We start from the raw sequence: 23,334 nt of genomic DNA on the forward strand, positions 1-23,334 counted from the left end.
GGGAGAACGGCATGGAATTGTCCGGCAAAAAAATCGTCCTGGGACTGTCAGGCGGCGTCGCCTGCTACAAGGCGGCGGAACTGTGCCGCGCGCTGACCAAGGCCGGCGCCTCGGTGCAAGTGGTGATGACGGATGCGGCCAGCCACTTCATCACGGCCGTCACGATGCAGGCGCTGTCCGGCCACCCCGTGCACACGAGCCAGTGGGATGCACGCATCGACAACAACATGGCGCATATCGATTTGACGCGCCATGCGGACGCCATCCTGATCGCGCCGTGTTCGGCAGACTTCATGCGCAAGCTCGCGCATGGCGTGTGCGACGACCTGCTGTCGACCCTGTGCCTGGCCCGTCCCGCCCACCTGCCCCTGCTGGTGGCGCCGGCCATGAACGTGGAAATGTGGCAGAACCCGGCCACGCAGCGCAATGTGCAGCAGCTGCGCGACGACGGCATCAAGCTGTTCGGCCCGGCCGCCGGCGAACAGGCGTGCGGCGAAGTTGGCCTGGGCCGCATGCTGGAACCGGAGCAATTGCTGACGGAGCTGATCGCTTCCTTCCAGCCGAAAGTCCTGGCGGGCAAGCGCGTGCTGGTCACGGCCGGCCCCACGTTCGAAGCCATCGACCCCGTGCGCGGCATTACCAATCTGTCCTCGGGCAAGATGGGCTATGCGGTGGCGCGCGCGGCGCGCGAAGCGGGCGCCGAGGTGCTGCTCATTTCCGGCCCGACGGCCCTGGACGCGCCATTCGGCGTGCGCCGCATCGACGTGCAAAGCGCGCAGCAGATGCACGATGCCGTGCTGGCCCACGTCGACGGCCAGCATGTCTTCGTCGCCGTGGCCGCCGTCGCCGACTGGCGCGTGGCCAACGCCAGCAACCAGAAGATGAAAAAGCAGGCCGACGGCTCCGTGCCCGAACTGCAGTTCGCGCAAAACCCCGACATCCTGGCCACCGTGGCGGCACGCACCAACCTGGCCGGCTATCCGTATTGCGTGGGCTTTGCCGCCGAATCGGAAAATCTCGTGGAATTCGGCTCGACCAAGCGTGAAAAGAAGGGCATTCCCCTCCTCGTCGGCAATATCGGCCAGAACACCTTTGGCCAGGACGACAACACCATCATCCTGTTCGACGAGGAAGGCCATACCGTGCTGCCGCGCGCCTCGAAACTGAACCTGGCGCGCCAGCTGATTTCGGAAATCTCGAAGCGCATTGCCAAGAATTCGCTGCTCAAATAATCCCATTAAACGACTTAGCTTAGTTAGTTAGATTCATGAAAAATATCGACATCAAGATCCTCGACGCCCGCATGAAAGAACTGCTTCCGGCCTACGCCACGCCCGGCAGCGCCGGTCTGGACCTGCGCGCCTGCATAGCCTCAGCGATCACCATCGAAGCCGGCCAGACCGTGCTCATTCCCACTGGCCTGGCCATCCACATCGGCGACCCGTCGTATGCGGCCATGATTTTGCCGCGCAGCGGCATGGGCCACAAAAACGGCATCGTATTGGGGAATCTGGTAGGCTTGATCGACTCCGATTACCAGGGCCAGCTGATGGTATCGACCTGGAACCGGGGCCAGAGCGCTTTCACGCTCAATCCCATGGAACGCCTGGCGCAACTGATTATCGTGCCGGTGCTGCAAGTGGGCTTTAACGTCGTCGAGGAATTCGGCGACAGCGAACGCGGTGTTGGCGGTTTCGGCAGCACCGGCAAACATTAACAGCGACTGACAAACCGTAGCGAGCGGATGTGAGTTGTGGCTGAGAAGCGGAGCTGTGCGAATGCACAGTGAGCATCGGAGGCCGCAAATCGCGCCGCGCAGTAGGTTTTGTCAGGAGCTACACGAAGGAATAGTCCATGCCAGGTTTCCGCCATCTGATCCCAGCCCCAACTTCGCTGCGCCGATTGGCCACTCCTCTCCTGTTGGCCAGTGCGGCCATCCTCGCTGGTTGCACCACCCCGATGACGAATGTCAGCGGCCCGTTCAACGTCGTGCCGGCGCCCGATGCGCCCGCGCCGACGGCGCAGCAAAAGGCGGCGCAGGAAGAACTGGTGAAGATGGTGTCGCTGCAGGATCGCCTGTCGAAAGTCTCGGCGCCCCTGCTGATCAACAATGCGGACCTGTGCAAGACGTATGCGCGTAATCTGCTGGGCTTCACGGCGCAGAACAAGTATTCCTACCCCGGCATCTATGCCGACGCGGCGCAGGCGGCCCTCGGCTACGGCGAACAGATGCAGGTGTCCGGCGTCTTGCCGGGCAGCGGCGCCGCGCGCGCCGGCTTGCGCAAGGGCGACGGCTTGCTGGCCGCCGAAGGCAAGCCGCTGCCGGCCGGCCCGAAAGCGGAAGGCCCGTTCGGCGCCATCGTCGGCCCGCTGGCCTCGAAAAGCGCGAGCCTGAACATGACCATCGCCCGCGACGGCCAGCAGCAGGACATCAAAATTCCCGTCACGCGCGCCTGCGCCTTCCGCGTCGCCCTGGGCAATGCGGACAATATCAACGCGTACTCGGACGGCGGACGCATCATGCTCACGCGCGGCATGGTCAATGCGGCGCAAAACGACGAAGGCATCGCCTTCGTGATCGCCCGCGAAATGGCGCACAACATCCTCGACCACGCGCGCAGCCAGCGCACGGCAGGCACGGCAGGCAGCATCATCGATAGCCTCGGTGCTGTGCAGCCCGACGTGTCGATGCTGACGGGCGCCGCCGGCATCAAGGCCATGCCGCAGGAACTCGACGTGCAAGCCGACACCCTGGCCATCTACCTGCTGGCGCGCGCCGGCTACAACGTCGACAACGCCGCGCGCTTCTGGCAGCGCCTGGCCGCGCAAGTGCCGGCGACGGTCGCCAACGGCTACACGGCCCTGCACCCGGGCACCAACTCGCGCATGGCGGCCGTCAACCGCGCCGTCATCGACGTGCGCGCGAAGCAGGCGGCGAAGAAGCCGTTGAAGCCTTAAACGCCAAAGGCGCCTGATGCAGCAGGTTTGCTCAGGCGCCGGGGAAGTTCGGGAAGTAGGTGCCCATGATCCAGGTCAGGGCGCCGCAAAACACCACCGCCAGGAACAGGGCGATGAGCAGTTTGCCAAACTTGGGGATGCCGTCATCTTGCGTCTTTTGGTCGTTCGACATGAAAACTCTCCGCAGGCTGTTGGAGAGCGTAGTATAGCCACAATATTGAAAAATATTCCATACTTTGCCGCGTTCCTGCGGCTTTCCTTCCGCGCCCCATGGACAGCATCGACCTTGAAGTTCTGAAAACCAGCGCCGCCTGGCTCGCCGCCGGCCACCGCTGCGAACTCGTCACCGTCATCAAGACGTGGGGTTCCAGCCCCCGCCCCGTGGGCGCCACCCTGGCTATCTGCGACGATGGCACGGTGGTCGGTTCCGTTTCCGGCGGCTGCATCGAAGATGATTTGATCGATACCGTGCGCGTGCACGGCATCGTGCGCACGCAGCCGGAAATCGTCAGCTACGGCATCAGCGCGGACGAGGCGCACCGCTTCGGCCTGCCCTGCGGCGGCACCATCGAACTGGCCATCGAACCGCTGCATGCGGACAGCAAGGTGGCCGAACTGCTGGCGCGCCTGGAAGCGCATGAACTGGTCGAACGCCGCCTGGATCTCGATAGCGGCGCCGTCACCCTGCGGCGCGCCACGCCGGGGGCCGTGCTGGCCCTGGAAGACGGCATGCTCACCACCCAGCACGGCCCGCGCTGGCGCTTGCTGATCATCGGCGCCAGCCAGCTGTCACGCTTCGTGGCGCAGATCGCCACGGCCATGGATTACCACGTCATCGTCTGCGACCCGCGCGAGGAATACCGGGGCGGCTGGAACGTGCCCGGCGTGCCCCTGCTGCACGCCATGCCGGACGACCTCGTGCTCGAACTCAAGCTCGATAGCCGCAGCGCCGTCGTCGCCCTCACGCACGACCCCAAGCTCGACGACCTGGCCCTGATGGAAGCGTTGAAATCGCCCGCGTTCTACGTGGGCGCGATCGGCTCGCGCGCCAACAATGCCAAGCGCCGCGAACGGCTGCTGCAGTTCGAAGTCAGCGCAGAACAGCTGGCGCGCCTGCACGGCCCCATTGGCCTGTACATCGGCAGCAAGACGCCGGCCGAAATCGCCATTTCCATCCTGGCCGAACTGACGGCCGTGAAAAATGGCGTGCCCGAGACTCTGCAGATCCAGCACGCGGCGGCCCTGAGCCCGCCCAGCACCGACATCTGCGCGCGCTAAGGCAAAAAGCAAGAAACGCGGTGCGCCCGCATCGCCTCCCTGATACCGTCCCTGATACGCTGCCTGATTCCCTGCCCACCATGACCCTGCTGCACTGGACCCTCCCCCTGCCCGCCGGCTACCGCCGCGACGACGTCATCGCCTTCCACAGCCGCGATGGGGAAGCCGTGGCCGAACAAGTCACGCCAACGGGCCTGCGCAAGGGCATCCTGATGCAGGGCGTGCCGGTCGTGCTGGACGTCGCCTTCACGGACGCTGCGGCCGTCTGCCAGGCAGACATCGATGGCGATACCGATGCCGGCCTTCAAACACCGCTGCACGGCGCCTTGCTGAACATCCTCGGCCTGCGCATCGACCCGCAGCCGTTCGCGCAACTGGCCGCCGGCGACCCGCTGCTGGCGCCTCTGGTCAGCGTCAATCCGGGACTGCGCATCGTGCAATCGGCCAGCCCCTTCGAAGCGCTGACCTGGGCCATCATCGGCCAGCAGATCAACCTGCCGTTCGCCATTTCCCTGCGCCGTACTTTCATTCTGCAGGCGGGACGCCGGCACGGCAGCGGCTTGTGGTGCTATCCCGAGGCGCGCGACGTGGCACGGTTGTCGGTGGAAGAGCTGACCAGCCGCAAATTCTCGCGCGCCAAGGCGGAAACCGTGCTGCGCCTGGCGCGCCTCGTCGATGAGGGAGAACTGTCGCTGGAGCTGCCGCCCTCCGGTGACGTGGCGGCGATATCGCAAGCGCTGCTGGCCGTGAAAGGCATCGGCCCGTGGACCGTCAACTACGCGCTGCTGCGCGGCTACGGCTATGCCGACTGCTCGCTGCACGGCGACGTGGCCATCCGCGCCGCCCTGCAAAAGCTGCTCGGCGAAGTAACGAAACCGGACATGGCGCGCACGGAACAGTGGCTGCGCCAGTACGCGCCGCACCGCACCATGGCGGCGGCCCACCTGTGGGCCAGCCTGCATCCAAAAAATAATCCGCCAGCGCGGGAATAAACGGCGGGCGGCACGCGTCTATCCCTTGCAAGCCCCCAAAACCTCAAGGAGACCATCATGCGCTTTACCACTTTTGCCGCCACCGCCCTGTTCACCGCCTTGTCCGCCCCGCTGGCGTTCGCCGCCGACGTCATGCCCGCCAACGGCATGCTGGTCAACGCCAGCGGCATGACCGTCTACGTGTTCGACAAGGATGTCGCCGACAGCGGCAAGAGCGCCTGCAGCGGCGGCTGCCTGGTGGCCTGGCCCGCCGTCATCGCCACCGAAGCGGCGCCCGCCGCCCCGTATGGCAGCATCAAGCGCGAAGACAACGGCGCCATGCAGCTGACCTACAAGGGCAAGCCTCTGTACCTGTACAAGGAAGACAAGAAGCCGGGCGACGTGGCCGGCGACAATTTCAAGAACGTGTGGCACGTCGTCAAGCCGTAAGCAGCCCTTCCCGCCGCCACGATGGCCACGCAAGACGATAGCCGCCAGCTGCAAGCGTGCCTGCCCGGCCTGCGCCGCTATGCGCGCGCGCTGGCGGGCGCCCTGCATGCGGACGACCTGGTGCAGGACACCGTGGAGCGGGCCTGGCGCAAGCTGAACCAGCGCGGCGGCGAGATGCGGCCCTGGCTGTTCTCCATCATGCACAACCTGCACGTGGATCAATTGCGCCGCCCCGGCCTGGCGCTGCAGGAGCTCGACGACGACGCCCTGCTGCCCGCGCCCGAGCGCACGCCGGGGCAGTCCATCGCCATCGGCGAAATGGATGCGGCGCTGGCCCGCTTGCCGCTGGGGCAGCGTGAAGTGATCCTGCTCGTCGCGCTGGAACAGATGCCGTACGAGCAGGTGGCGGCCACCCTGGACATCCCCGTCGGCACCGTCATGTCACGTTTATCGCGCGGGCGCGAGCGGCTGCGCGAACTGCTCGACGGCCGCCCCGTTGGCAGCCATGGCGCCCCCACCCTGAGAGTCGTGAAATGACAACGCAAGCCATCAGCGAAGCGCAATTGCACGCCCTGGCCGACGGCGTCCTGCCCGAGGAACAGCGCGCGGCCATCGACGATCACCTGCGCGCGCATCCCGAAGACGCCGCCCGAGTCGACGCCTGGCGTGCACAGAACCGGCAATTGCGCGCCCTGTTCGACCCCGTGCTGGACGAAACCGTGCCACCGGCCCTGCTGCAAGCGGCATCGCCACCGGCGGCGAACGGCGCCTGGCAGCGCCCCGCCATGCAGGCAGCAGCGGCCGTAGTGCTGGTGATCGCTGGCGGCGCGGGCGGCTGGCTGCTGCGCGGCGATGGTGGCGACAGCATCACCGCCAGCGCCAGCCCGATCTCCCTGGCGCGCAGCGCCGCCATCGCCCATGCCGTCTACACGCCCGAAGTGCGCCACCCCGTCGAGGTGGGCGCGGAACAGGAGGCGCACCTGGTGCAATGGCTGTCGAAACGCCTGGGCACGAAATTGCAGCCGCCCGCGCTGTCGCCGCTCGGTTATCACTTGATCGGCGGACGCTTGCTGCCCGGCGATGGCGACGGCCCCGTGGCGCAATTCATGTATGAAGATGGCGGCGGCAAGCGCCTGACCCTGTACGTGGCGAAAGAGCGGGCCGGCAGGCAGGAAACGGCCTTCCGCTACACGCAGGAAAAGGAATTGAGCGTGTTTTACTGGATCGACGGCCAGCTCGGTTATGCCCTCTCGGCGAACCTGCCCAAGCAGGAACTGGGCAAGATCGCCGGCGCCGTGTACGCGCAGCTGGAACAGCCGCGTTAAGTTAAGGTTGGCGCGCGCCGCTGTGCGCGTGATCCGGCCAGGTGGATCGCTCCGGCCAGCAAGCCCAATACAACGCCAAACACCGCCACGCCCGTCCAGCCGAAACGCTGCATCAGCCAGCCGCTCACCGCCACGCCGGCGGCGCCGCCGATGAAGGTCGCCGTCATGTACAGACTGTTGATGCGGCCCTGGGCGGCCGGATCGACGGCAAAGGCGCGCGTCTGGTTGGCTACCAGGGCGGCCTGCACGCCGATGTCGAGCACGATGACGCCGATCACCAGCAAGACCAGCGACGAGGCGGCGCCCGCCAGCAGTACGTAGGACAAGGTCACGATGGCGATGCTCAGGCCAATGACCGTGCGCGAACCGAGTCTGTCGGTGGCCCTGCCGCCCACGGTGGCGGCCAGCGCGCCGGCCGCGCCGATGATGCCGAAGGCGCCAGCCCAGGCGCTGCCCAAGTGCCATGGACCGTTGGCCAGCAGCGAGGCCAGGTTGACCCAGAACGCATTGAAGCAGGCCCACAACAGCGCCTGGATCAGCATCGATTCGCGCAGGGGGCGATGGTCGCGCGCCAGTGGCCACAACGACGCCAGCAAGCCAAGGTAGGAGAGCTGGCTACCCGGTTTCCCGCGTGGCAGCAAGGCCGCCGCCGCGATCCACACGGGCACCATGAATGCCGCTTCCATGGCGTACACGGCGCGCCAGCCCCAGGCCTCGCCCACCACGCCGGCCACCGTGCGCCCGAGCAGGATGCCCACCATGATGCCGCTGACCACCGTGCCGACGGAACGGCCGCGCTCAGCGGGCGGCGACATGCTCGCGGCGAGCGGCACCAGTTGCTGCGGCACGCAGCTGACGATGCCCAGGCCAAACGAAGCGCCGATCAGCGGCCAGATGCCCGGTGCCAGCGCCGCCGCCAGGGCGCAAACGAAAGCCAGCGCGATCTGCCCCAGCACCAGGGTGCGCCGGTCGACGCGGTCGCCCAGCGGCAGCAGCAGCGCCAGCCCCGTGGCAAAGCCCAGCAGCGCCGCGCCGGCGACCAGGTTGACGGCCGCCAGATCGACACCGAGGCCGGACTGGATCAGGGGCAGGATAGGCTGGGTGCAATAGATGTTGGTGATGACCGCACCAGCGATTACCGCCATCATGAGGATCTTGCCGCGCGGCGCGGACGCCACGGTGTGTGCATCGGGCGGGGGAATGGGTGTGGGGCGCATGGCGCTCTCCTTTCAAGTTGCCGCGGCGACGTGCCGCAGCGAAGGAGACCAGCTTACTTACTTGCACCAACAAAGAGAATCCCATAAGATTGAGAATCATTCTTCCAATATTTGACAGGATCACATGAGAGCAAGCGATGGATAGACTGGAATCCATGACCATCCTGCTGGCCGTGGTGGACGCGGGCAGCCTGTCGGCCGCCGCACGCCATCTCGGCATGCCGCTGGCCAACGTCAGCCGCAAGGTGGCGGCGCTGGAAGCGCACCTCAACACGCGCCTGCTGCACCGCACGACGCGCCAGCTGTCGCTGACGGAGGCGGGCCACTCCTACGTGGCCGCGTGCCGCCGCATCCTCGAAGAGATCGGCGAAGCGGAGCGTATTGCGACGGGCGAATACGCGGTGCCGAAAGGCGAACTGACGATCACGGCGCCCGTCATGTTCGGACGCCTGCACATCGTGCCCGTGGTGGCGGCGTTCCTCGCCCGCTATCCGGACATCGAGATCAAGCTGGTACTGACGGACCGCGTCCTGCACCTGATGGACGAGCAGGTCGACGTGGCCGTGCGCATCGGCGACCTGCCCGACAGCAGCTTCGTGGCGACGCGGGTCGGCACGGTGCGCCGGGTCGTCTGCGCCAGCCCCGGCTACCTGGCCGCGCATGGCACGCCAACTGCGCCGGGCGACCTGGCCGCGCATGCCTGCATCAGTTTTGAGGTGCTGGAATCGCGGCGCGCCTGGGTCTTCGGCACGGGCAAGGCTGCGCAGTCCGTGCCCGTGCACTCGCGCCTGGCCGTCAATACGGTGGACGCGGCAATCGCCGCCGCCACCCTGGACGCGGGCGTGATCCGCGTGCTGTCATACCAGGTCATGGACGCCCTGCGCGGCGACAGGCTGCGCATCGTGCTCGCACCGTTCGAAGCGGCGCCCTTGCCCGTCAGCCTGCTGCACAAGGGACAAGCGCCGCTGCCCTTGAAATTGCGCGCCTTCCTCGATTTCGTCACGCCGCTGTTGCGCGCCGTGGCACTGGACGTCAGTCCAGCGCGCGTTGGAGTTCCGTATACGCGTCGACCAGCCGCTCCTTCGAATAGCCGCGATTGAGGCCACTCGGATTGGGCAAGATCCACACGCGCGCGCCGCCGAAGCGCTCCGGCTGTTCGCCCCACTCCAGCTGGCGCTTGCCCGTCATCGCCGCGTAGGCGGCTTTGCCCAGGAAGGCGATCCACTGCGGCCGCATCGACGCCAGTTTATGTTGCAGGCCCGCCGCCGCCTGCGCGAATTCGTCCGCCCCCACCTGGTCCGCGCGGCTGGTCGGGCGCCCGACGGCCGCCGTCAGTCCCAGTCCGAAACCGAGCACGCTGGCATCGTCTTGCGGCGCCACCAGATGCGGCGTGAAGCCGGCCAGGTGCAGCACGGGCCAGAAGCGGTTGCCGCGGCCGAGAAAATGGTGGCCGGCCGCTGCCGCGTCCACGCCGGGATTGAGGCCGCAAAAAACCACCCGCAAGCCGGGAGCGAGGATGTCCGGCAAGCCTTGCGCCGCTGCGATGTATGTCATGGAGAACTCCCATATCAGAAGCCGCAGTATGCCACCGGGCCCCACGCCCTGCAGCGCATGGCGGCTGGTGCTACCATCCCATACTGATGAGCTAATCCGTTTGGCGGATGGCCGTCGCGCGTCCCCGCACCATCCCCCACAGAGGAATACACATGACGACCCTGACCATCAATGGCAAGCAGCACGACCTTGCACTGCCTGAAGACACGCCCCTGCTGTGGGCCTTGCGCGACGAACTGGGCATGACCGGCACCAAGTTCGGCTGCGGCATGGCCCTGTGCGGCGCCTGCACCGTGCACCTCGATGGTGTAGCCATCCGCTCCTGCGTGACGCCGGTGTCGGCCGCCGCCGGCAAGAAGATCACCACCATCGAAGCCGTGGGCGAAGACAAGGTGGGCCAGGCCTTACAACAAGCGTGGCAGGAACACGGCGTGCCCCAATGCGGCTACTGTCAGGCCGGGCAAATCATGTCGGCCACGGCCCTGCTGCACAAGACGCCCAAGCCGAACGACCAGCAAATCCGCGAAGCGATGAGCGGCAATATCTGCCGCTGCGGCACCTATACGCGCATCCACGCGGCCATCAAGCAGGCCGCCACCAGCATCAACGCAAAAGGAGCGGCCAAATGAGCATCCATGACACTCCGACTTTACATTCATCCGCGCGGCGCAACTGGCTCAAGGCGGCCGGCGCGCTGGCCGGTTTGACTTTGCTGGCCGGTCCTTCCGGCCTCGTGATGGCGGCCGACGCCGTCAAGTACGGCGGCGACAAGATGGCCGGCGGCGTGGTCGACGACACGTTGGTCTTCCTGTCGGTGGCCGCCGACGGCATCGTCACCATCGTGGTGCACCGCTCCGAAATGGGCCAGGGCATCCGCACCAGCCTGCCCATGGTGGCGGCCGACGAACTGGGCGCCGACTGGGCGCAGGTGCGCGTGCAGCAGGCGCCGGCCGACGAGGCGCGCTACGGCAGCCAGGATACGGACGGTTCGCGCAGCATGCGCCACTCGTTCCGCGCCATGCGCCACGTGGGCGCCACGGCGCGCCTGATGCTGGAAACGGCGGCCGCCGTGCGCTGGGACGTGCCAGTCACCGAGGTGAAAGCCGTCAACCATGCGGTCGTGCATGCGGCCAGCGGACGCTCGCTGTCGTTCGGCGCGCTGGCCGAGGAAGCGGCCAAATTGCCGGTGCCGCCACGCGCGCGCATCAGCCTGAAAACGGTGGACGAGCTGCGCTACATCGGCCAGACCAGCACGCGCGGCATCGACCTGCGCGACATCGTCACGGGCAATACCCACTTCGGCATCGACACGCGCCTCGATGGCATGGCGTATGCCGTCATCGCCCGTCCACCCGTCTTCGGCGGCAAGCTGAAAAGCGTGGACAAGACGGCGGCCCTGAAGGTGCCTGGCGTGCTGCGCATCGTCGAACTGGCGGGCAGCCCGCCGCCGGCCATGTTCAATCCGCTGGGCGGCGTGGCCGTCATCGCGCGTAACACCTGGGCCGCCATCAAGGGCCGCGAAGCGCTGGTGCTGGAATGGGAAGATGGCCCGAACGGCGATTACGACTCGAAAGCCTTCCGCAAGACGCTGGAAGCGGCCGTGCGCCAGCCGGCCAGCCCGGCGCGCGACCAGGGCAAGACGGTGGCTACCCTGGCCGCCGCTCCCGCCGCGCGCAAACTGAGCGCCGAATACTATCTGCCCCACCTGGCCCACGCCACCATGGAGCCGCCCGCCGCCACCGTGCGCATCGCCAACGGCAAGGCCGAAGTGTGGGCCTGCGTGCAGGCGCCGCAAGCGACGCGCAGCAACGTGGCCAAGGCCCTGGGCTTGTCGTACGACGATGTGACCGTCCACGTGACCTTGCTGGGCGGTGGCTTCGGGCGCAAATCGAAACCCGATTTCGCCGTCGAGGCGGCGCTGCTGTCGAAGGCCATGGATGGTGCGCCCGTCAAGCTGACGTGGACGCGCGACGACGACCTGCAGCACGACTATCTGCATACGGTGTCCGTCGAACGGCTGGAAGCGTCGCTGGACGCGAAAGGCATGCCGACGGCCTGGCTGCACCGCACTGCCGCCCCCACCATCACCTCGACCTTTGCCGCCGGCGCAAACAAGCAGGCGCCGTTCGAGCTGGGCATGTCGGCCATCAACGTGCCGTTTGCCATCGCAAACATCCGCGTCGAAGTGCCCGAAGTGCCGGCCCATACGCGCATCGGCTGGTTCCGTTCCGTGTCGAACATCCCGCACGCGTTTGCCATCCAGTCGTTCACGGCCGAACTGGCCCACGCGGCAAAGAAGGACCACCGCGACTACCTGCTGTCGCTCTTGGGCCCCGCGCGCAAGATCAACCCGGCCGACCTGTCCGACGGCTGGAACTATGGCGAAGACCCGGCGAAGTATCCGGTCGATATCGGCCGCATGCGCCACGTGATCGAGCTGGCGACGGCCAAGGCGGGCTGGGGCCGCAAGCTGCCCAAGGGACGGGGACTGGGCCTGGCCGTGTCCTACAGTTTCGTCACCTATGTGGCGGCCGTGATCGAAGTGGAGATCAATGCGGCCGGCGAAGTCATCGTGCCGAGAGTCGACATCGCCATGGATTGCGGCCCGCAGATCAACCCGGACCGCGTGCGCTCGCAGATCGAGGGCGCCTGCATCATGGGCCTGTCCTTGGCCATGAGCGGCGAGATCAGCTTTAAAAATGGCCGGGTGGAGCAAAGCAATTTCCACGACTACGCCGTGCTGCGCGCCGCCGACGCGCCGCGCGTGATCCACACGCATCTGGTGCCGGGCACCCTGGACATGGAGCTCGGCGGCGTGGGCGAACCGGCCACGCCGCCGATCGCCCCGGCCCTGTGCAACGCCATCTTCGCCGCCACGGGCAAGCGCATCCGCGCCCTGCCCGTGGGCATGCAGCTGGCGAAAAAGGCTTAAGTCCGCCGCGCGGCAGGCCACTGCAGCAGCAACGCCGCAGTGGCGACCAAGGCGGCGCCTGCCGCCAGCAGCCACATCGGCCAGTTGAGCAGGAGCAGCAGGCCGCCCGTGGCGGCGCCGATGGCGCTGCCCAGGTACAGCGCCGATTCGTTGAGGGCGATGGCCAGATTGCCGTCGCCCTGCCGCGCGCGCACGGCCAGCAGTTGCTGGTTTTGCGGCACTTGCAGGGCCCAGCCAGCCGCGCCCCACAGCGCGATCGGCGCCAGCATCAGCCAGGCCGACCAGCCGGCCGCCAGCGGCAGCGCGCACAAGGCCAGCGCCAGCAGCAGCAAGATGATGCAGGTCAGCTTCGGCGCCGCCACCTTGTCCGCCCATGGCCCGACCAGCACACTGCCCACGATCCCTCCCACGCCCCACGCCCACAGGAAGGGCGTGGCGGACATCGCCATACCGTTCGCGGACCACGCCAGCAGCGGCGCGATAAACGTGTACATGCCCAGGCTGGCGATGGCCGCCAGCAAGGACACGAGCAAGATGGCCAGCACCTGCCCATCGGCCAGCAAGGCCAGTTTGCGGCGCAGAGAAATCGCCGGTGCCGCCGGCAGCGCGGGCAGCTGCCACAGCAAGCCCGCCAGCGCCAGCCCGCCCAAAAGAGTCACCAGCCACAGGGCCGCCGTCCAGCCCAGCTGCTGCGCCAGCAGCAAGCTCAATGGCACGCCCAGCACCGTGCCGCCCGCCATGCCGCCCATGATCACGCCGATGGCCTTGCCCCGCTGCTGCGGCGCCGACACACCCGCCGCCGCCGCGATACCGAGCGCCAGGTAGACGCCGGCACCGATGCCCGCAATGGCGCGCCATGCGAGCAAACCGCTGAAACCGGACGCCAGCGCGCTAGCCCCGTTCGCCAGCACGAACACGGCCAGCGCGATCAGGAGGCCGGAGCGCTGCGCGCGCGCCGGCAGCAAGGCCACGGCCAAGGGCGAGCCGAGGCCATAGGCCAGGGTGAACGCCGTCACCAGTTGCGCGGCCATCGCCAGGGAAACGGAAAACGCCCCGGCGATCATCGGCATCAGGCCCGCCGTCACATACGACGCCATGCCCAGCGCGAACGCGCCAATGGCGATCAGGTAGACGGCGGCGGGAAGCGCGGTAGTGCCAACTGCGGGGGCGCTGTGGAAAGAGTCAGACATGGGCAAGCCTTCGGAAAGAAAGCAGGCATTCTGGAATACAATATAAACAATTACAATTTAACTGTTTATGCTATTACTGATAGCAACAGGCTCACCGGAAAGACCGCAACATGCGCACTTTAGCCCGCACCCGCCACGAACTGGCCGCCTACCTGCAGGCGCGGCGCGCGCGGCTGTCGCCGGAAGACGTGGGCTTGCCCGGCGGAGGACGGCGGCGCACGCCCGGCCTACGCCGCGAAGAAGTGGCGGCGCTGGCTGGCGTGGGGCTGACCTGGTACACGTGGCTGGAACAAGGGCGCGACATCGGCGTCTCGAGCGCCTTTCTCGACAAGCTGGCCGAAGTGCTGAAACTGGACGCGGGCGAGCGCCGCCACCTGTTCCTGCTCGCGCATGCGCGCCCGCCGGCCGAAGAAGGCAAGACGTTTTGCGTGGTGCCGCCGCCGGTGCGCCGCCTGATGCACGAACTGGCGCATCCGGCCTATGTGCTCAACCTGCGCTGGGACGTGCTGGCGTTCAATGCGGGCACGGACGCGCTGTTTGGTTTCGGCGCGCATGCCGCCTCGCGCCGCAATCTGCTGTGGCTGTTGTTTACGGATCCGCTGCTGCGCGCACGCTTCACGGCCTGGGAAGAGCAGGCGCCACTGATGCTGTCGAGCTTTCGCCGCGACTATGCGCGCGCCACGCAGGAAGCCGATATCCACGCGCTGGTGCAGGAACTGGAAAAAGTCTCGCCCGAATTCAAGCTGTGGTGGCGCCGCCACGACGTGCATGCGCCGTGTGCAGGCGTGCGCCAGCTGACAATCGACGGCGAGCAGGTCGCGTATGAGTACACCTCGCTGACCATCGATGCGGACCGCCACTTGCGCCTGGTCGTGTATGCGCGCCAGGCGCCGGAGTAAACGGGACGCACAACGGGGCGCACAACGGGGCGCACAACGGGGCGCACAACGAAAAAACCGCTGGCCCTCTTGCGAGGAACCAGCGGCTTCGAATTGGTTGCGGGGACAGGATTTGAACCTGTGACCTTCGGGTTATGAGCCCGACGAGCTGCCAGACTGCTCCACCCCGCAGGCGAATTATATACCAGTTTGCTGCACTGCGGGGAGCTAATCGCGGCAGCGGGCTGGAAGAGCTGCGTGGGCGGCTTGAGAATGAAAAAAGCCGCTGATCTTTTGCAAGAGTCAGCGGCTTTCCGGTATTGGTTGCGGGGACAGGATTTGAACCTGTGACCTTCGGGTTATGAGCCCGACGAGCTGCCAGACTGCTCCACCCCGCACAAGAATTATAAGGGCAAACGGGTGGCTTAGGCAATAGCTATCTCAAATTCAACCGTAATAGACCAATCTAATGAATACGCAGGCGGCATGAGCGGCAGCCAATCGTGCCTGCGCTGCTCGCCACGCGGCACGCAATCGGTGTACAGTAAGCGTTACACGAGACATCTCTTATCCTAAGCTGCCCATGAAATTCTGCTCCGAATGCGCCCATCCTGTCAGCCTGTCCATTCCGGAAGGCGACAACCGTCCCCGCTATGTGTGCGCCAACTGCGACGCCATCCATTACCAGAACCCGAAAATGGTGGTCGGCTCGATTCCCGTCTGGGAAGAAGATGGGCAGCTGCAGGTCTTGCTGTGCAAGCGGGCCATCGAGCCGCGCCTCGGTTACTGGACGCTGCCGGCCGGCTTCATGGAAAACGATGAAACGACGTCCGACGCGGCCGAACGCGAAACGGTGGAGGAAGCGGGCGCGAATATCGAACTGGGCCCCCTGTTTTCGCTGCTGAACGTGCAGCGCGTGCACCAGGTGCACCTGTTCTACCTGGCGCGTTTGCGCGACCTCGATTTCGCGCCCGGCATCGAAAGCCTGGACGTGCAGCTGTTTACGGAAGCGCAGATTCCCTGGGATGACCTGGCCTTCCCCACCATCCGCGCCACCCTGGAACTGTTCTTTGCCGACCGCGTGAAAATCCGCGAAGGCGGCAGCTACGGCGTCCATACGGGCGACATCACGCGCCCGATGGCGCGCGCGGACGCAGAATAAGCAACTGCCGCATGATTCCCTGGCTCGACATCCACACCCCGTTCCCCGACGTCTCGCACGCCCTGACCGACGAGGCGCCCGGCCTGCTGGCGGCCGGCGCCGACCTGTCGCCCGCGCGCCTGCTCGACGCCTACCGGCGCGGCATCTTCCCCTGGTTTTCCGAAGGCCAGCCCATACTGTGGTGGAGCACCGATCCGCGCATGGTGCTGATGACGGAAGATTTCAAGGTGTCCGACAGCCTGGCCAAGGCGATCCGCAAGGTCGAGCGCAGCGCCGCCACGGATGGCCGCTGGCAGCTGCGCTTCGACGGCGATTTCGAGGCCGTCATGCGCGCCTGCGCGGCGCCGCGCAAGGATGGCCCGGGCACCTGGATTTCGGACGAAATCATCGCCGGCTACACGGGCTTGCACAAGCTGGGCTACGCGCATTCGTCGGAACTGTGGTTTGACGGTGAACTGGTGGGCGGCGCGTATGGCGTGTCGATCGGCCGCATGTTCTATGGCGAATCGATGTTCGCCCGTGTTTCCGATGGCTCGAAGATCGCGCTGGCCCACCTCCTACGGTTTTTGCAGGCGCGCGGCGTGGCCATGATTGACTGTCAGCAAGAAACCAGACACCTGGCCTCGCTGGGCGCGGCGCCCATTTCGCGCGCACGCTTCCTGGCCCATGTACGGATCGCCATTGAAGCAGCGCAAATCACCGATTGGCATGCTGCGCCACCGACGTAAAAAAGCTATGATAGCTCAAGGCACACCGCCGCGGACAGACCAGACAGGATCAGCATGACGCACCTGAACGAACTACCGTTTGCCACCCTGCAGTTCTATACGACGGCACCGTACCCGTGCAGCTATCTGGACGACCGCCAGGCCCGCTCGCAGGTAGCCACGCCTTCGCACCTGATCAACAGCGACGTGTATTCGGAACTGGTGCGCAACGGCTTTCGCCGCAGCGGCATTTTTACCTACCGCCCGTATTGCGATGGCTGCCAGGCCTGCATCCCCGTGCGCGTGGTGACGGGCGATTTCACGCCCAACCGCAACCAGCGCCGCGCCTGGAGCCGGCACGCCGGCCTGCAAGCGGGCGTAGCCACCCTGTCCTTCCTCGACGAACACTACGAACTGTATCTGCGCTACCAGAGCACGCGCCACGCGGGCGGCGGCATGGACCAGGACAGCCGCGACCAGTATGCGCAGTTTTTGCTGCAAAGCCGAGTCAACACGCGCCTGGTGGAGTTCCGCGATGCCGACGGCATTCTGCGCATGGTCAGCATCATCGACGTGCTGGCCGACGGCCTGTCGTCCGTCTACACGTTCTTCGACCCGGACGTGCCGGGCGCCTCGTACGGCACCTACAACGTACTGTGGCAGATCGCCCAGGCGCGCGAGCTGGGGCTGCCGTATGTGTATCTCGGCTACTGGATCGAACAGAGCCCGAAGATGGCCTATAAAATCAACTTCAAGCCGCTGGAAGCCAGAATCAAAGGACAGTGGGTGGTGATGTAAAACCAAGCGCATGTCGCTGGGAGGGTAGCTGGTAGGTCGGATTAGCGCGCAAGCGCGTAATCCGACACCACCGGCGGCGCCAACAATATTGTCGGATTACGCTCCGCTAATCCGACCTACTCTTTCACTTGCTCTTGTCCGGAAACGCCGGACGCTTGGGCAGCACGGGCGGATTCTTCGCCAGCTCGGCCTGGATCACTTCAATCGCTTTTTCCAGCTGCGGATCGCGGCCGGCGATGACGTCGGCCGGCGTTTGCTCGACTTCGATATCGGGTGGCACGCCTTCGTTTTCCACGCCCCAGCCGTTTTCGCGGGTCCAGAACGCCAGGTTCGGCGCCGTGATGGTGCCGCCATCCATCAGCACGGGGAAGCCGAGGATGCCCACCAGGCCGCCCCACGTGGCCTTGCCGATCAGCGGGCCCAAGTTATTTTTGCGGAACATCCACGGCAGCAGGTCGCCGCCCGAACCGGCCGTCTCGTCGATCAGCATGGCGCGCGGTCCCTGGATCGACGCGGACGGCGTCTTCATGTCGGCGCCGTAGCGCATGGTCCACCAGGCGATTTCCTTCTTCTGCAGGATCTCGATGTAGTAATCGGCCACGCTGCCGCCGCCATTGAAACGCTCGTCGACGATGATGGCCTGCCTGTCCGCCTGCGGGAAGAAATAGCGCTTGAAGTAGGTGTGGCCCAGGCCCGCCGTATTCGGCACGTACACGTACGCCACCTTGCCACCCGTGGCCGCATTGACCTTGCGCATATTGCCTTCGATCCAGTCGCGGTTGCGCAAGGCATCCTCGGTCGGCACGGGCACGACTGTGATCGTGCGCGCGCCCTTGCCGTCGGCCGATGGACCGACGGTCAGGTCGATGGCCTTGCCGGCCGTGTTCTCGAAGGCGCTGTACAAATTGGTGGGCGGCGCCAGCGGGCGGCTGTCGACGGCCAGCAGGTATTCGCCCGCCTTGACGTTCAGGCCCGGCTCCGTCAGCGGCGCGCGCAGGGCCGGGTTCCAGTTCAAGCCGCCATACACTTTCTTGAAGCGGTAATGGCCGTCGCTCACTTCATAGTCGGCGCCCAGGAGCCCCCCCGGCACCTTCTTCGCCTCGATAAAATCGTCACCGCCACCGCCGCGGTGATGGCCCACGGCCAGTTCGCTGCACATCCACTGGATCAGGCGGTTCAGGTCGGCGCGGCTCGACAGCTCAGGCAGGAACACGGCGTACTTGTCGCGCATGGCTTTCCAGTCCACGCCATGCATGCCCGGGTCATAGAAATAATCGCGGTTGATGCGCCACACTTCGTTGAAAATCTGCGTCCATTCGGCGCGCGGGTCGGCTTTTACTTCGATGGCGTCGACCTTGATCTTGCCTTCGCCCGGCATCAGCAGCTTGCCCGTGGCGGAACCCATGGCCCAGTTATCCTTCTGGCGGTACAGCAGCTTCTTGCCGTCGGCCGAGACCTCGAAATCGTCGGCCTCCGCGACCACGGTTTCCGCCTTGCGCTCCTTCAGATCGAAGCGCTGCACGGCCTTCTTGCCATCGCTTTCGCGCAGCAAAAAGATCTGCCCGGCGGCGCCGGCAGCCAGGCTGGAAAACTGCGCGGCCGGCAGCGGCAAGTCGACGATGCGCGTGGCGATGCCGTCGAAGTCGATGCTGATCGGCGCCACCGGTGCGACTACCACTTTCGGATCGTCGCGGCCCGTCTTCGGATCGATCTTCGGTTCAGTCTTCGGCTCCGCTTCCGCCTTCGCCGTGTCTTTTTTACTCTCCGTGCTGGCGGCCTTTTCCTCGTCGCTTTCCTTGATCAGGGGCGACGGCAAGTCGCGCCGCAACACGGCCATCCACACGGTGCGCGTCACCAGATTGTCTTCGTTCTGCTGCGAGAACCAGTTGTTGCTGGGGCCCGCATTCGTCGACGCGAAGAAGTACAGGTACTTGCCGCTCTTGTCGAACACAGGTTCGGCCACGTCGGACAGGCCATCGGTCACCGGCATCGACTTGTTCTGCTCGACGGAATAGATGTAGGCGCTGCGCGTGTAGGTGGGCGAGTTGAGCGTGTAGGCCAGCCAGCGCGAGTCGGGCGCCCATGAGGCGCGCATGCTCTTGTCGACGCCATACATCGGTTCCGTGGCGACCTTCTGCACCTTGCCCGTGCCGACGTCGATCACATACATGCTCCAGCCATTGTCGGCAAACGCGATCTTCCTGCTGTCGGGCGACCAAACGGCGTTGTCATAGAAGCCGCTGCCATTGAGCTTGAACTTGCGCACCGCGCCCTTGCCATCCTGCGCCCGCACATGCAGTTCATATTCGCCCGACTCGTCCGAGAAATATGCGACCGAGCGGCCATCGGGCGACCAGATCGGCGTGCGCTCGTGGGCGCCGGCCGTCTGCGTCAGGTTGCGCACGTCGCCCTTGTCGGCGGGGATGGTGACGATCTCGCCCCGGTACTCGAAGGCGATGCGCGCGCCCGATGGCGAGATCGACGCGTCGCGGATGTATTTCGCATTCTTGACCCAGCGTGGGCGCGTCTGTCCCAGGTCGCTGGCCACGGCGATGGTCAGCTTGTGCGCCTGGCCGCTGGCGATGTCGAACGCGTGCAGATAGCCGGCCTGCTCGTAGACGATGGTGCCGTTCGCGGCCGACGCGTTCAGCACGGGGAAGTCCGCATGCCGCGTCAGCTGGCGCACGGCCTTCGTTTTCACGTCGTAGGCGAACAGGTTGAATTCGCCATTGCGGTCGGAGCGGAAGTACACGGTGTCCTTGATCCACATGGGATCGACGTCGTTCGAGCGCGTCGTCGGCTGGGGGATTTTCTCGATCGATTTGTCGCTGGACGAAAATAGCCACAACCAGGAATTGGTGCCGCCCCGGTAGCGCTTCCACTGCTTGAAGGCGGGCGCCAGCGGGTTGTACGCGATGCGCTTGCCATCGGGCGAATACGTGGCGCGCGAGGCATTCGGAATTTCCAGCTGCGTTTCCACGCCGCCCGCCACCGGCACCGTAAACAGCTTCTGGAAGCGGTTGTTGAAGGCGGCGCGGGGCGAGGTAAACATCACGGACCGGCCATCGGGCGTGAACGACTGCGCCAGGTCCACGCCCGGGTGGAAGGTCAGGCGGCGCGGCACGCCGCCGGCCGCCGCGATCACATACACGTCGATATTGCCGTCGATATTCGCGCTATACGCGATCAGGCTGCCGTCGGGCGAAAACACGGGGTTGGACTTGTCGCCCAGGTCCGAGGTCAGGCGCCGCGCGCCGCCGCCATCGAGGTTCGACAGCCACAAATCGCCCGCATAGATGAAGGCGATGTGGCGGCTGGAGACGGCCGGTTCGCTCAGCATGCGGGTGTCTTGCGTATTGGGCAGGGCCAGGGCCGGGTGGCTCAGCAGCAGTGCGCTGGCGGCCGCGATGGCCGTCAAGATGCGTGTCTTTTTCAATCGATGTCTCGCTTATGAAGTCAACAGAACAGAGAAAAAACAGGAAGGTCGGCGGCCCGATGCGAATTATGAATGAATTAATGTTGCATTAGACCAAAGAGAACTATACACCCGGCAGCCGCGCGGAACACGGTAAAATACGGCACTTATTTCGCGCGCCGCCAGCCCTTCCCGGCAGCCCGCACACCTACTCAAAGCGCCCCATGTCTGAAAAATTCCTGTACTCCCTCGCCCGCCCGCTGCTGTTCTCGATGGATGCCGAAGCGGCCCACCATCTCACCCTGCCCGCCCTGAAACGCGCCAGCGCGCTGGGCCTGACGAAGCTGGCCGGCAAACCGGCGGCGGACCCGCGCACGGTGATGGGCATCACCTTCCCCAACCCGGTCGGCCTGGCCGCCGGTCTGGATAAGGATGGCGCCTACATCGACGCGCTGGCCGACCTGGGTTTTGGTTCCATCGAAGTGGGCACCGTCACGCCGCGCGCGCAGGCGGGCAATCCGAAACCGCGCATGTTCCGCCTGCCGCAGGCGCAGGGCATCATCAACCGCATGGGTTTCAATAATGGCGGCGTGGACGCCTTTGTCGCCAACGTGCAGGCGTCGAAGTTCTACCAGAACCGCGCGGGCGTGCTGGGCCTGAACATCGGCAAGAACGCCGACACGCCCATCGAGCGCGCGGCCGACGATTACCTGCTGTGCCTTGAAAAAGTCTACCCGTATGCCAGCTATGTGACGGTGAACATCTCGTCGCCGAACACGAAGAATTTGCGCCAGTTGCAGGGCGCGTCCGAACTCGACGCCCTGCTGTCGCAGCTCAAGGAAGCCCAGGCACGCCTGGCGGACAAGCACAAGCGCTACGTGCCGCTGGCCCTGAAAATCGCGCCGGACATGGATGGCGAACAGGTGAAAAGCATCGCCGAGTCGCTCACGCGCCACCAGATCGACGGCGTCATCGCCACCAACACGACCCTGTCGCGCAGCGCCGTCGAAGGCATGCCGCACGGCGCGGAAGCGGGCGGCCTGTCGGGCGCGCCCGTGTTCGAACTGTCGAACAATGTCATCCGCTTGCTGAAAGCGGAACTGGGCGACGCCTTGCCCATCATCGGCGTGGGCGGCATCATGCAGGGCCTGGACGCCGTGGCCAAGTTCGAGGCTGGCGCGCAGCTGGTGCAGCTGTACAGCGGCCTGATCTACGCGGGCCCCGCCCTGATCAAGGATTGCGCCCGCGCGTTGCGCGGCAAGCAGGCGAAATGATCGACAAGGTCAAGCTGGGTTCCAGCAGCCTGGAAGTGAGCACGATCTGCCTGGGCACGATGACCTTCGGCGAGCAGAATAGCGAAGCCGAAGCGCACAGCCAGCTCGATTACGCGCTGGAACGCGGTATCAACTTCATCGACACGGCCGAGATGTATCCGGTGATGGCCAGCGCGCAAACGCAGGGCAGCACCGAGCGCTACATCGGCAGCTGGCTGAAGAAAAGCGGCAAGCGCGGCCAGATCGTGCTGGCCAGCAAGGTGGCCGGGCCGAACTCGCGCATGCACTGGATACGCAATGGCAAGACGGACCACGACGCCGTCAACATCCGCGCCGCCGTCGAGGACAGCCTGCGCCGGCTGCAGACGGAGCACATCGACCTGTACCAGTTGCATTGGCCCAGCCGCAACCTGCCCATCTTCGGCGCCAGCGTGTACAACCCGCGCAAGGAACACGCGTCGGTCGCCATCGAAGACACGCTGGCCGTGCTGGGCAAGCTGGTCGACGAGGGCAAGATCGGCCACATCGGCGTGTCGAACGAATCGTCGTGGGGCGTGTGCGAATACATCAAGCAGGCCGAGCTGAAGGGCTTGCCGCGCATCGCCTCGATCCAGAACCTGTACAACCTGACGGCACGCCATTTCGAGACGAGCTTGCTCGACGAAACCTGCCACCGGGAAAATGTCAGCTTGCTGGCCTACAGCCCGCTGGCGTTCGGCCAGCTGACGGCGAAATACCTCGACAATCCGCAAGCCAGGGGCCGCCTGACGATTTTCCCGCCCGGCTGGAGTCCACGCTACGTGCGCCCCGCTACCATAGCGGCAGCCGCCCAGTATGCGGCGCTGGCCCGCGCGCACGGCTTGACGCCGGCGCAGCTGGCCCTGGCCTGGTGCTACTCGCGCTGGTTCGTGGCCTCGACCATCATCGGCGCCACCAGCGTGGCGCAGTTGCAGCAAAATATCGACGCCCATCAAGTCAGCCTGTCGCCAGACCTCGTGGCGGCCGTCGACGCCATCCACGCCAGCCTGCCCAACCCTGGGCAGTAAGCGCGCTCCGTCTGGCGGCGCAGGCCGCCGCCAGGCTTCCCACTCTCATCGCAGATAGTCGTATTTATACAACAGCTGGCAATTTACTGCTGTGCAGCATTGCGGCCTTGCCTTGCCCGGTCGTATGCTGGAAACGAGGCCATATGCGCTACTCGCGCCATGTTGACGTCTTTCAGATA

General features: G+C 65.7%; 22 protein-coding genes and 2 tRNA genes. 17 read left to right on the forward strand and 7 right to left on the reverse strand.

The genetic code is table 11. The features are described from left to right. Window positions 1-11: 11 nt before the first annotated feature. The 3 genes from coaBC to V3C40_RS05935 all read left to right on the forward strand — a co-directional run bounded on the left by coaBC (window position 12) and on the right by V3C40_RS05935 (window position 2,958). Window positions 12-1,232, forward strand: coding sequence for a bifunctional phosphopantothenoylcysteine decarboxylase/phosphopantothenate--cysteine ligase CoaBC (gene coaBC / locus V3C40_RS05925; protein ID WP_331776867.1), 1,221 nt, complete (start codon window positions 12-14; stop codon window positions 1,230-1,232). Between the two features lie 35 nt (window positions 1,233-1,267). Beyond that, window positions 1,268-1,717: a dUTP diphosphatase gene (gene dut, locus V3C40_RS05930; RefSeq protein WP_034754180.1), complete on the forward strand. Its 450-nt coding sequence runs from the start codon at window positions 1,268-1,270 to the stop codon at window positions 1,715-1,717. A gap of 137 nt (window positions 1,718-1,854) precedes the next feature. Further along, the gene (locus tag V3C40_RS05935) at window positions 1,855-2,958 is read left to right on the forward strand and encodes a M48 family metallopeptidase (RefSeq protein WP_331776868.1); all 1,104 of its coding nucleotides are present in this window, start codon (window positions 1,855-1,857) and stop codon (window positions 2,956-2,958) included. A 31-nt stretch (window positions 2,959-2,989) separates the two neighbouring features. Here V3C40_RS05935 and V3C40_RS05940 read toward each other — a convergent pair whose 3' ends face one another. Beyond that, the gene (locus V3C40_RS05940; protein ID WP_175444556.1) at window positions 2,990-3,130 is read right to left on the reverse strand and encodes a hypothetical protein; all 141 of its coding nucleotides are present in this window, start codon (window positions 3,128-3,130) and stop codon (window positions 2,990-2,992) included. A 98-nt stretch (window positions 3,131-3,228) separates the two neighbouring features. Between V3C40_RS05940 and V3C40_RS05945 the strand changes: the two genes are divergently transcribed. From V3C40_RS05945 to V3C40_RS05965, 5 genes are all read left to right on the forward strand, one after another. Beyond that, complete coding sequence (locus V3C40_RS05945) at window positions 3,229-4,236, forward strand: XdhC family protein (protein WP_331776869.1); 1,008 nt, start codon at window positions 3,229-3,231, stop codon at window positions 4,234-4,236. A gap of 80 nt (window positions 4,237-4,316) precedes the next feature. Continuing rightward, the gene (locus V3C40_RS05950; protein WP_331776870.1) at window positions 4,317-5,228 is read left to right on the forward strand and encodes a DNA-3-methyladenine glycosylase 2; all 912 of its coding nucleotides are present in this window, start codon (window positions 4,317-4,319) and stop codon (window positions 5,226-5,228) included. Window positions 5,229-5,285: 57 nt separating this feature from the next. After that, window positions 5,286-5,657 (forward strand): COG4315 family predicted lipoprotein, encoded by a 372-nt coding sequence (locus V3C40_RS05955; RefSeq protein ID WP_058050557.1) that lies wholly within the window; start codon window positions 5,286-5,288, stop codon window positions 5,655-5,657. A 21-nt stretch (window positions 5,658-5,678) separates the two neighbouring features. Beyond that, window positions 5,679-6,194 carry an RNA polymerase sigma factor gene (locus tag V3C40_RS05960; protein WP_331776871.1) on the forward strand — a complete coding sequence of 172 codons (516 nt, stop codon included), beginning with the start codon at window positions 5,679-5,681 and terminating at the stop codon, window positions 6,192-6,194. Continuing rightward, window positions 6,191-6,982 carry an anti-sigma factor family protein gene (locus tag V3C40_RS05965; protein WP_331776872.1) on the forward strand — a complete coding sequence of 264 codons (792 nt, stop codon included), beginning with the start codon at window positions 6,191-6,193 and terminating at the stop codon, window positions 6,980-6,982. Before V3C40_RS05960 ends, V3C40_RS05965 begins: the two co-directional genes overlap by 4 nt. On the opposite strand, the gene V3C40_RS05970 is transcribed toward V3C40_RS05965, so the two are convergent. Then, window positions 6,979-8,199, reverse strand: a complete 1,221-nt coding sequence (locus V3C40_RS05970; protein WP_331776873.1) for an MFS transporter — start codon at window positions 8,197-8,199, stop codon at window positions 6,979-6,981. The genes V3C40_RS05965 and V3C40_RS05970 overlap by 4 nt on opposite strands. Before the next feature lie 137 nt (window positions 8,200-8,336). Between V3C40_RS05970 and V3C40_RS05975 the strand changes: the two genes are divergently transcribed. Continuing rightward, the gene (locus V3C40_RS05975; RefSeq protein ID WP_331776874.1) at window positions 8,337-9,299 is read left to right on the forward strand and encodes a LysR family transcriptional regulator; all 963 of its coding nucleotides are present in this window, start codon (window positions 8,337-8,339) and stop codon (window positions 9,297-9,299) included. On the opposite strand, the gene mug is transcribed toward V3C40_RS05975, so the two are convergent. Then, window positions 9,232-9,753, reverse strand: a complete 522-nt coding sequence (mug, locus tag V3C40_RS05980; RefSeq protein ID WP_331776875.1) for a G/U mismatch-specific DNA glycosylase — start codon at window positions 9,751-9,753, stop codon at window positions 9,232-9,234. The genes V3C40_RS05975 and mug overlap by 68 nt on opposite strands. A gap of 152 nt (window positions 9,754-9,905) precedes the next feature. Here mug and V3C40_RS05985 point away from each other — a divergent pair, with 152 nt between their 5' ends. After that, window positions 9,906-10,382 carry a (2Fe-2S)-binding protein gene (locus V3C40_RS05985; protein WP_331776876.1) on the forward strand — a complete coding sequence of 159 codons (477 nt, stop codon included), beginning with the start codon at window positions 9,906-9,908 and terminating at the stop codon, window positions 10,380-10,382. Continuing rightward, window positions 10,379-12,685 (forward strand): xanthine dehydrogenase family protein molybdopterin-binding subunit, encoded by a 2,307-nt coding sequence (locus tag V3C40_RS05990; RefSeq protein ID WP_331776877.1) that lies wholly within the window; start codon window positions 10,379-10,381, stop codon window positions 12,683-12,685. The genes V3C40_RS05985 and V3C40_RS05990 overlap by 4 nt, the downstream gene beginning before the upstream one ends. On the opposite strand, the gene V3C40_RS05995 is transcribed toward V3C40_RS05990, so the two are convergent. Then, window positions 12,682-13,875 carry an MFS transporter gene (locus tag V3C40_RS05995; RefSeq protein WP_331776878.1) on the reverse strand — a complete coding sequence of 398 codons (1,194 nt, stop codon included), beginning with the start codon at window positions 13,873-13,875 and terminating at the stop codon, window positions 12,682-12,684. The two genes, V3C40_RS05990 and V3C40_RS05995, sit on opposite strands and share 4 nt — an antisense overlap. Window positions 13,876-13,985: 110 nt before the next feature. Here V3C40_RS05995 and V3C40_RS06000 point away from each other — a divergent pair, with 110 nt between their 5' ends. Further along, window positions 13,986-14,774: a helix-turn-helix transcriptional regulator gene (locus tag V3C40_RS06000; protein ID WP_331776879.1), complete on the forward strand. Its 789-nt coding sequence runs from the start codon at window positions 13,986-13,988 to the stop codon at window positions 14,772-14,774. A gap of 94 nt (window positions 14,775-14,868) precedes the next feature. Here V3C40_RS06000 and V3C40_RS06005 read toward each other — a convergent pair. Together V3C40_RS06005 and V3C40_RS06010 are read right to left on the reverse strand one after the other, a co-directional pair. Beyond that, a tRNA-Met gene (locus V3C40_RS06005) sits at window positions 14,869-14,945 on the reverse strand. A 129-nt stretch (window positions 14,946-15,074) separates the two neighbouring features. Beyond that, window positions 15,075-15,151: transfer RNA gene (locus tag V3C40_RS06010), tRNA-Met, on the reverse strand. A gap of 185 nt (window positions 15,152-15,336) precedes the next feature. On the opposite strand from V3C40_RS06010, the gene V3C40_RS06015 reads away from it, so the two are divergent. The 3 genes from V3C40_RS06015 to V3C40_RS06025 are packed head-to-tail and all read left to right on the forward strand — an operon-like array spanning window position 15,337 to window position 17,420. Further along, entirely contained in the window at window positions 15,337-15,915 is a 579-nt protein-coding gene (locus V3C40_RS06015) for an NUDIX hydrolase (RefSeq protein WP_034747557.1), read from the forward strand. A gap of 11 nt (window positions 15,916-15,926) precedes the next feature. Next, entirely contained in the window at window positions 15,927-16,643 is a 717-nt protein-coding gene (gene aat, locus V3C40_RS06020; protein ID WP_331776880.1) for a leucyl/phenylalanyl-tRNA--protein transferase, read from the forward strand. A gap of 54 nt (window positions 16,644-16,697) precedes the next feature. Next, window positions 16,698-17,420 carry an arginyltransferase gene (locus V3C40_RS06025; RefSeq protein ID WP_219327656.1) on the forward strand — a complete coding sequence of 241 codons (723 nt, stop codon included), beginning with the start codon at window positions 16,698-16,700 and terminating at the stop codon, window positions 17,418-17,420. A gap of 124 nt (window positions 17,421-17,544) precedes the next feature. On the opposite strand, the gene V3C40_RS06030 is transcribed toward V3C40_RS06025, so the two are convergent. After that, window positions 17,545-20,856, reverse strand: coding sequence for a S41 family peptidase (locus V3C40_RS06030; RefSeq protein ID WP_331776881.1), 3,312 nt, complete (start codon window positions 20,854-20,856; stop codon window positions 17,545-17,547). Between the two features lie 203 nt (window positions 20,857-21,059). On the opposite strand from V3C40_RS06030, the gene V3C40_RS06035 reads away from it, so the two are divergent. Together V3C40_RS06035 and V3C40_RS06040 are read left to right on the forward strand one after the other, a co-directional pair. Next, window positions 21,060-22,109 (forward strand): quinone-dependent dihydroorotate dehydrogenase, encoded by a 1,050-nt coding sequence (locus tag V3C40_RS06035; protein WP_128142159.1) that lies wholly within the window; start codon window positions 21,060-21,062, stop codon window positions 22,107-22,109. Next, window positions 22,109-23,155, forward strand: a complete 1,047-nt coding sequence (locus V3C40_RS06040; RefSeq protein ID WP_331777335.1) for an aldo/keto reductase — start codon at window positions 22,109-22,111, stop codon at window positions 23,153-23,155. The genes V3C40_RS06035 and V3C40_RS06040 overlap by 1 nt, the downstream gene beginning before the upstream one ends. The last annotated feature ends 179 nt before the right edge of the window (window positions 23,156-23,334 follow it).

Origin of the sequence: Janthinobacterium sp. LS2A, from assembly GCF_036543145.1 — a bacterium.
GTDB classification, from domain to species: domain Bacteria; phylum Pseudomonadota; class Gammaproteobacteria; order Burkholderiales; family Burkholderiaceae_D; genus Janthinobacterium; species Janthinobacterium aestuarii.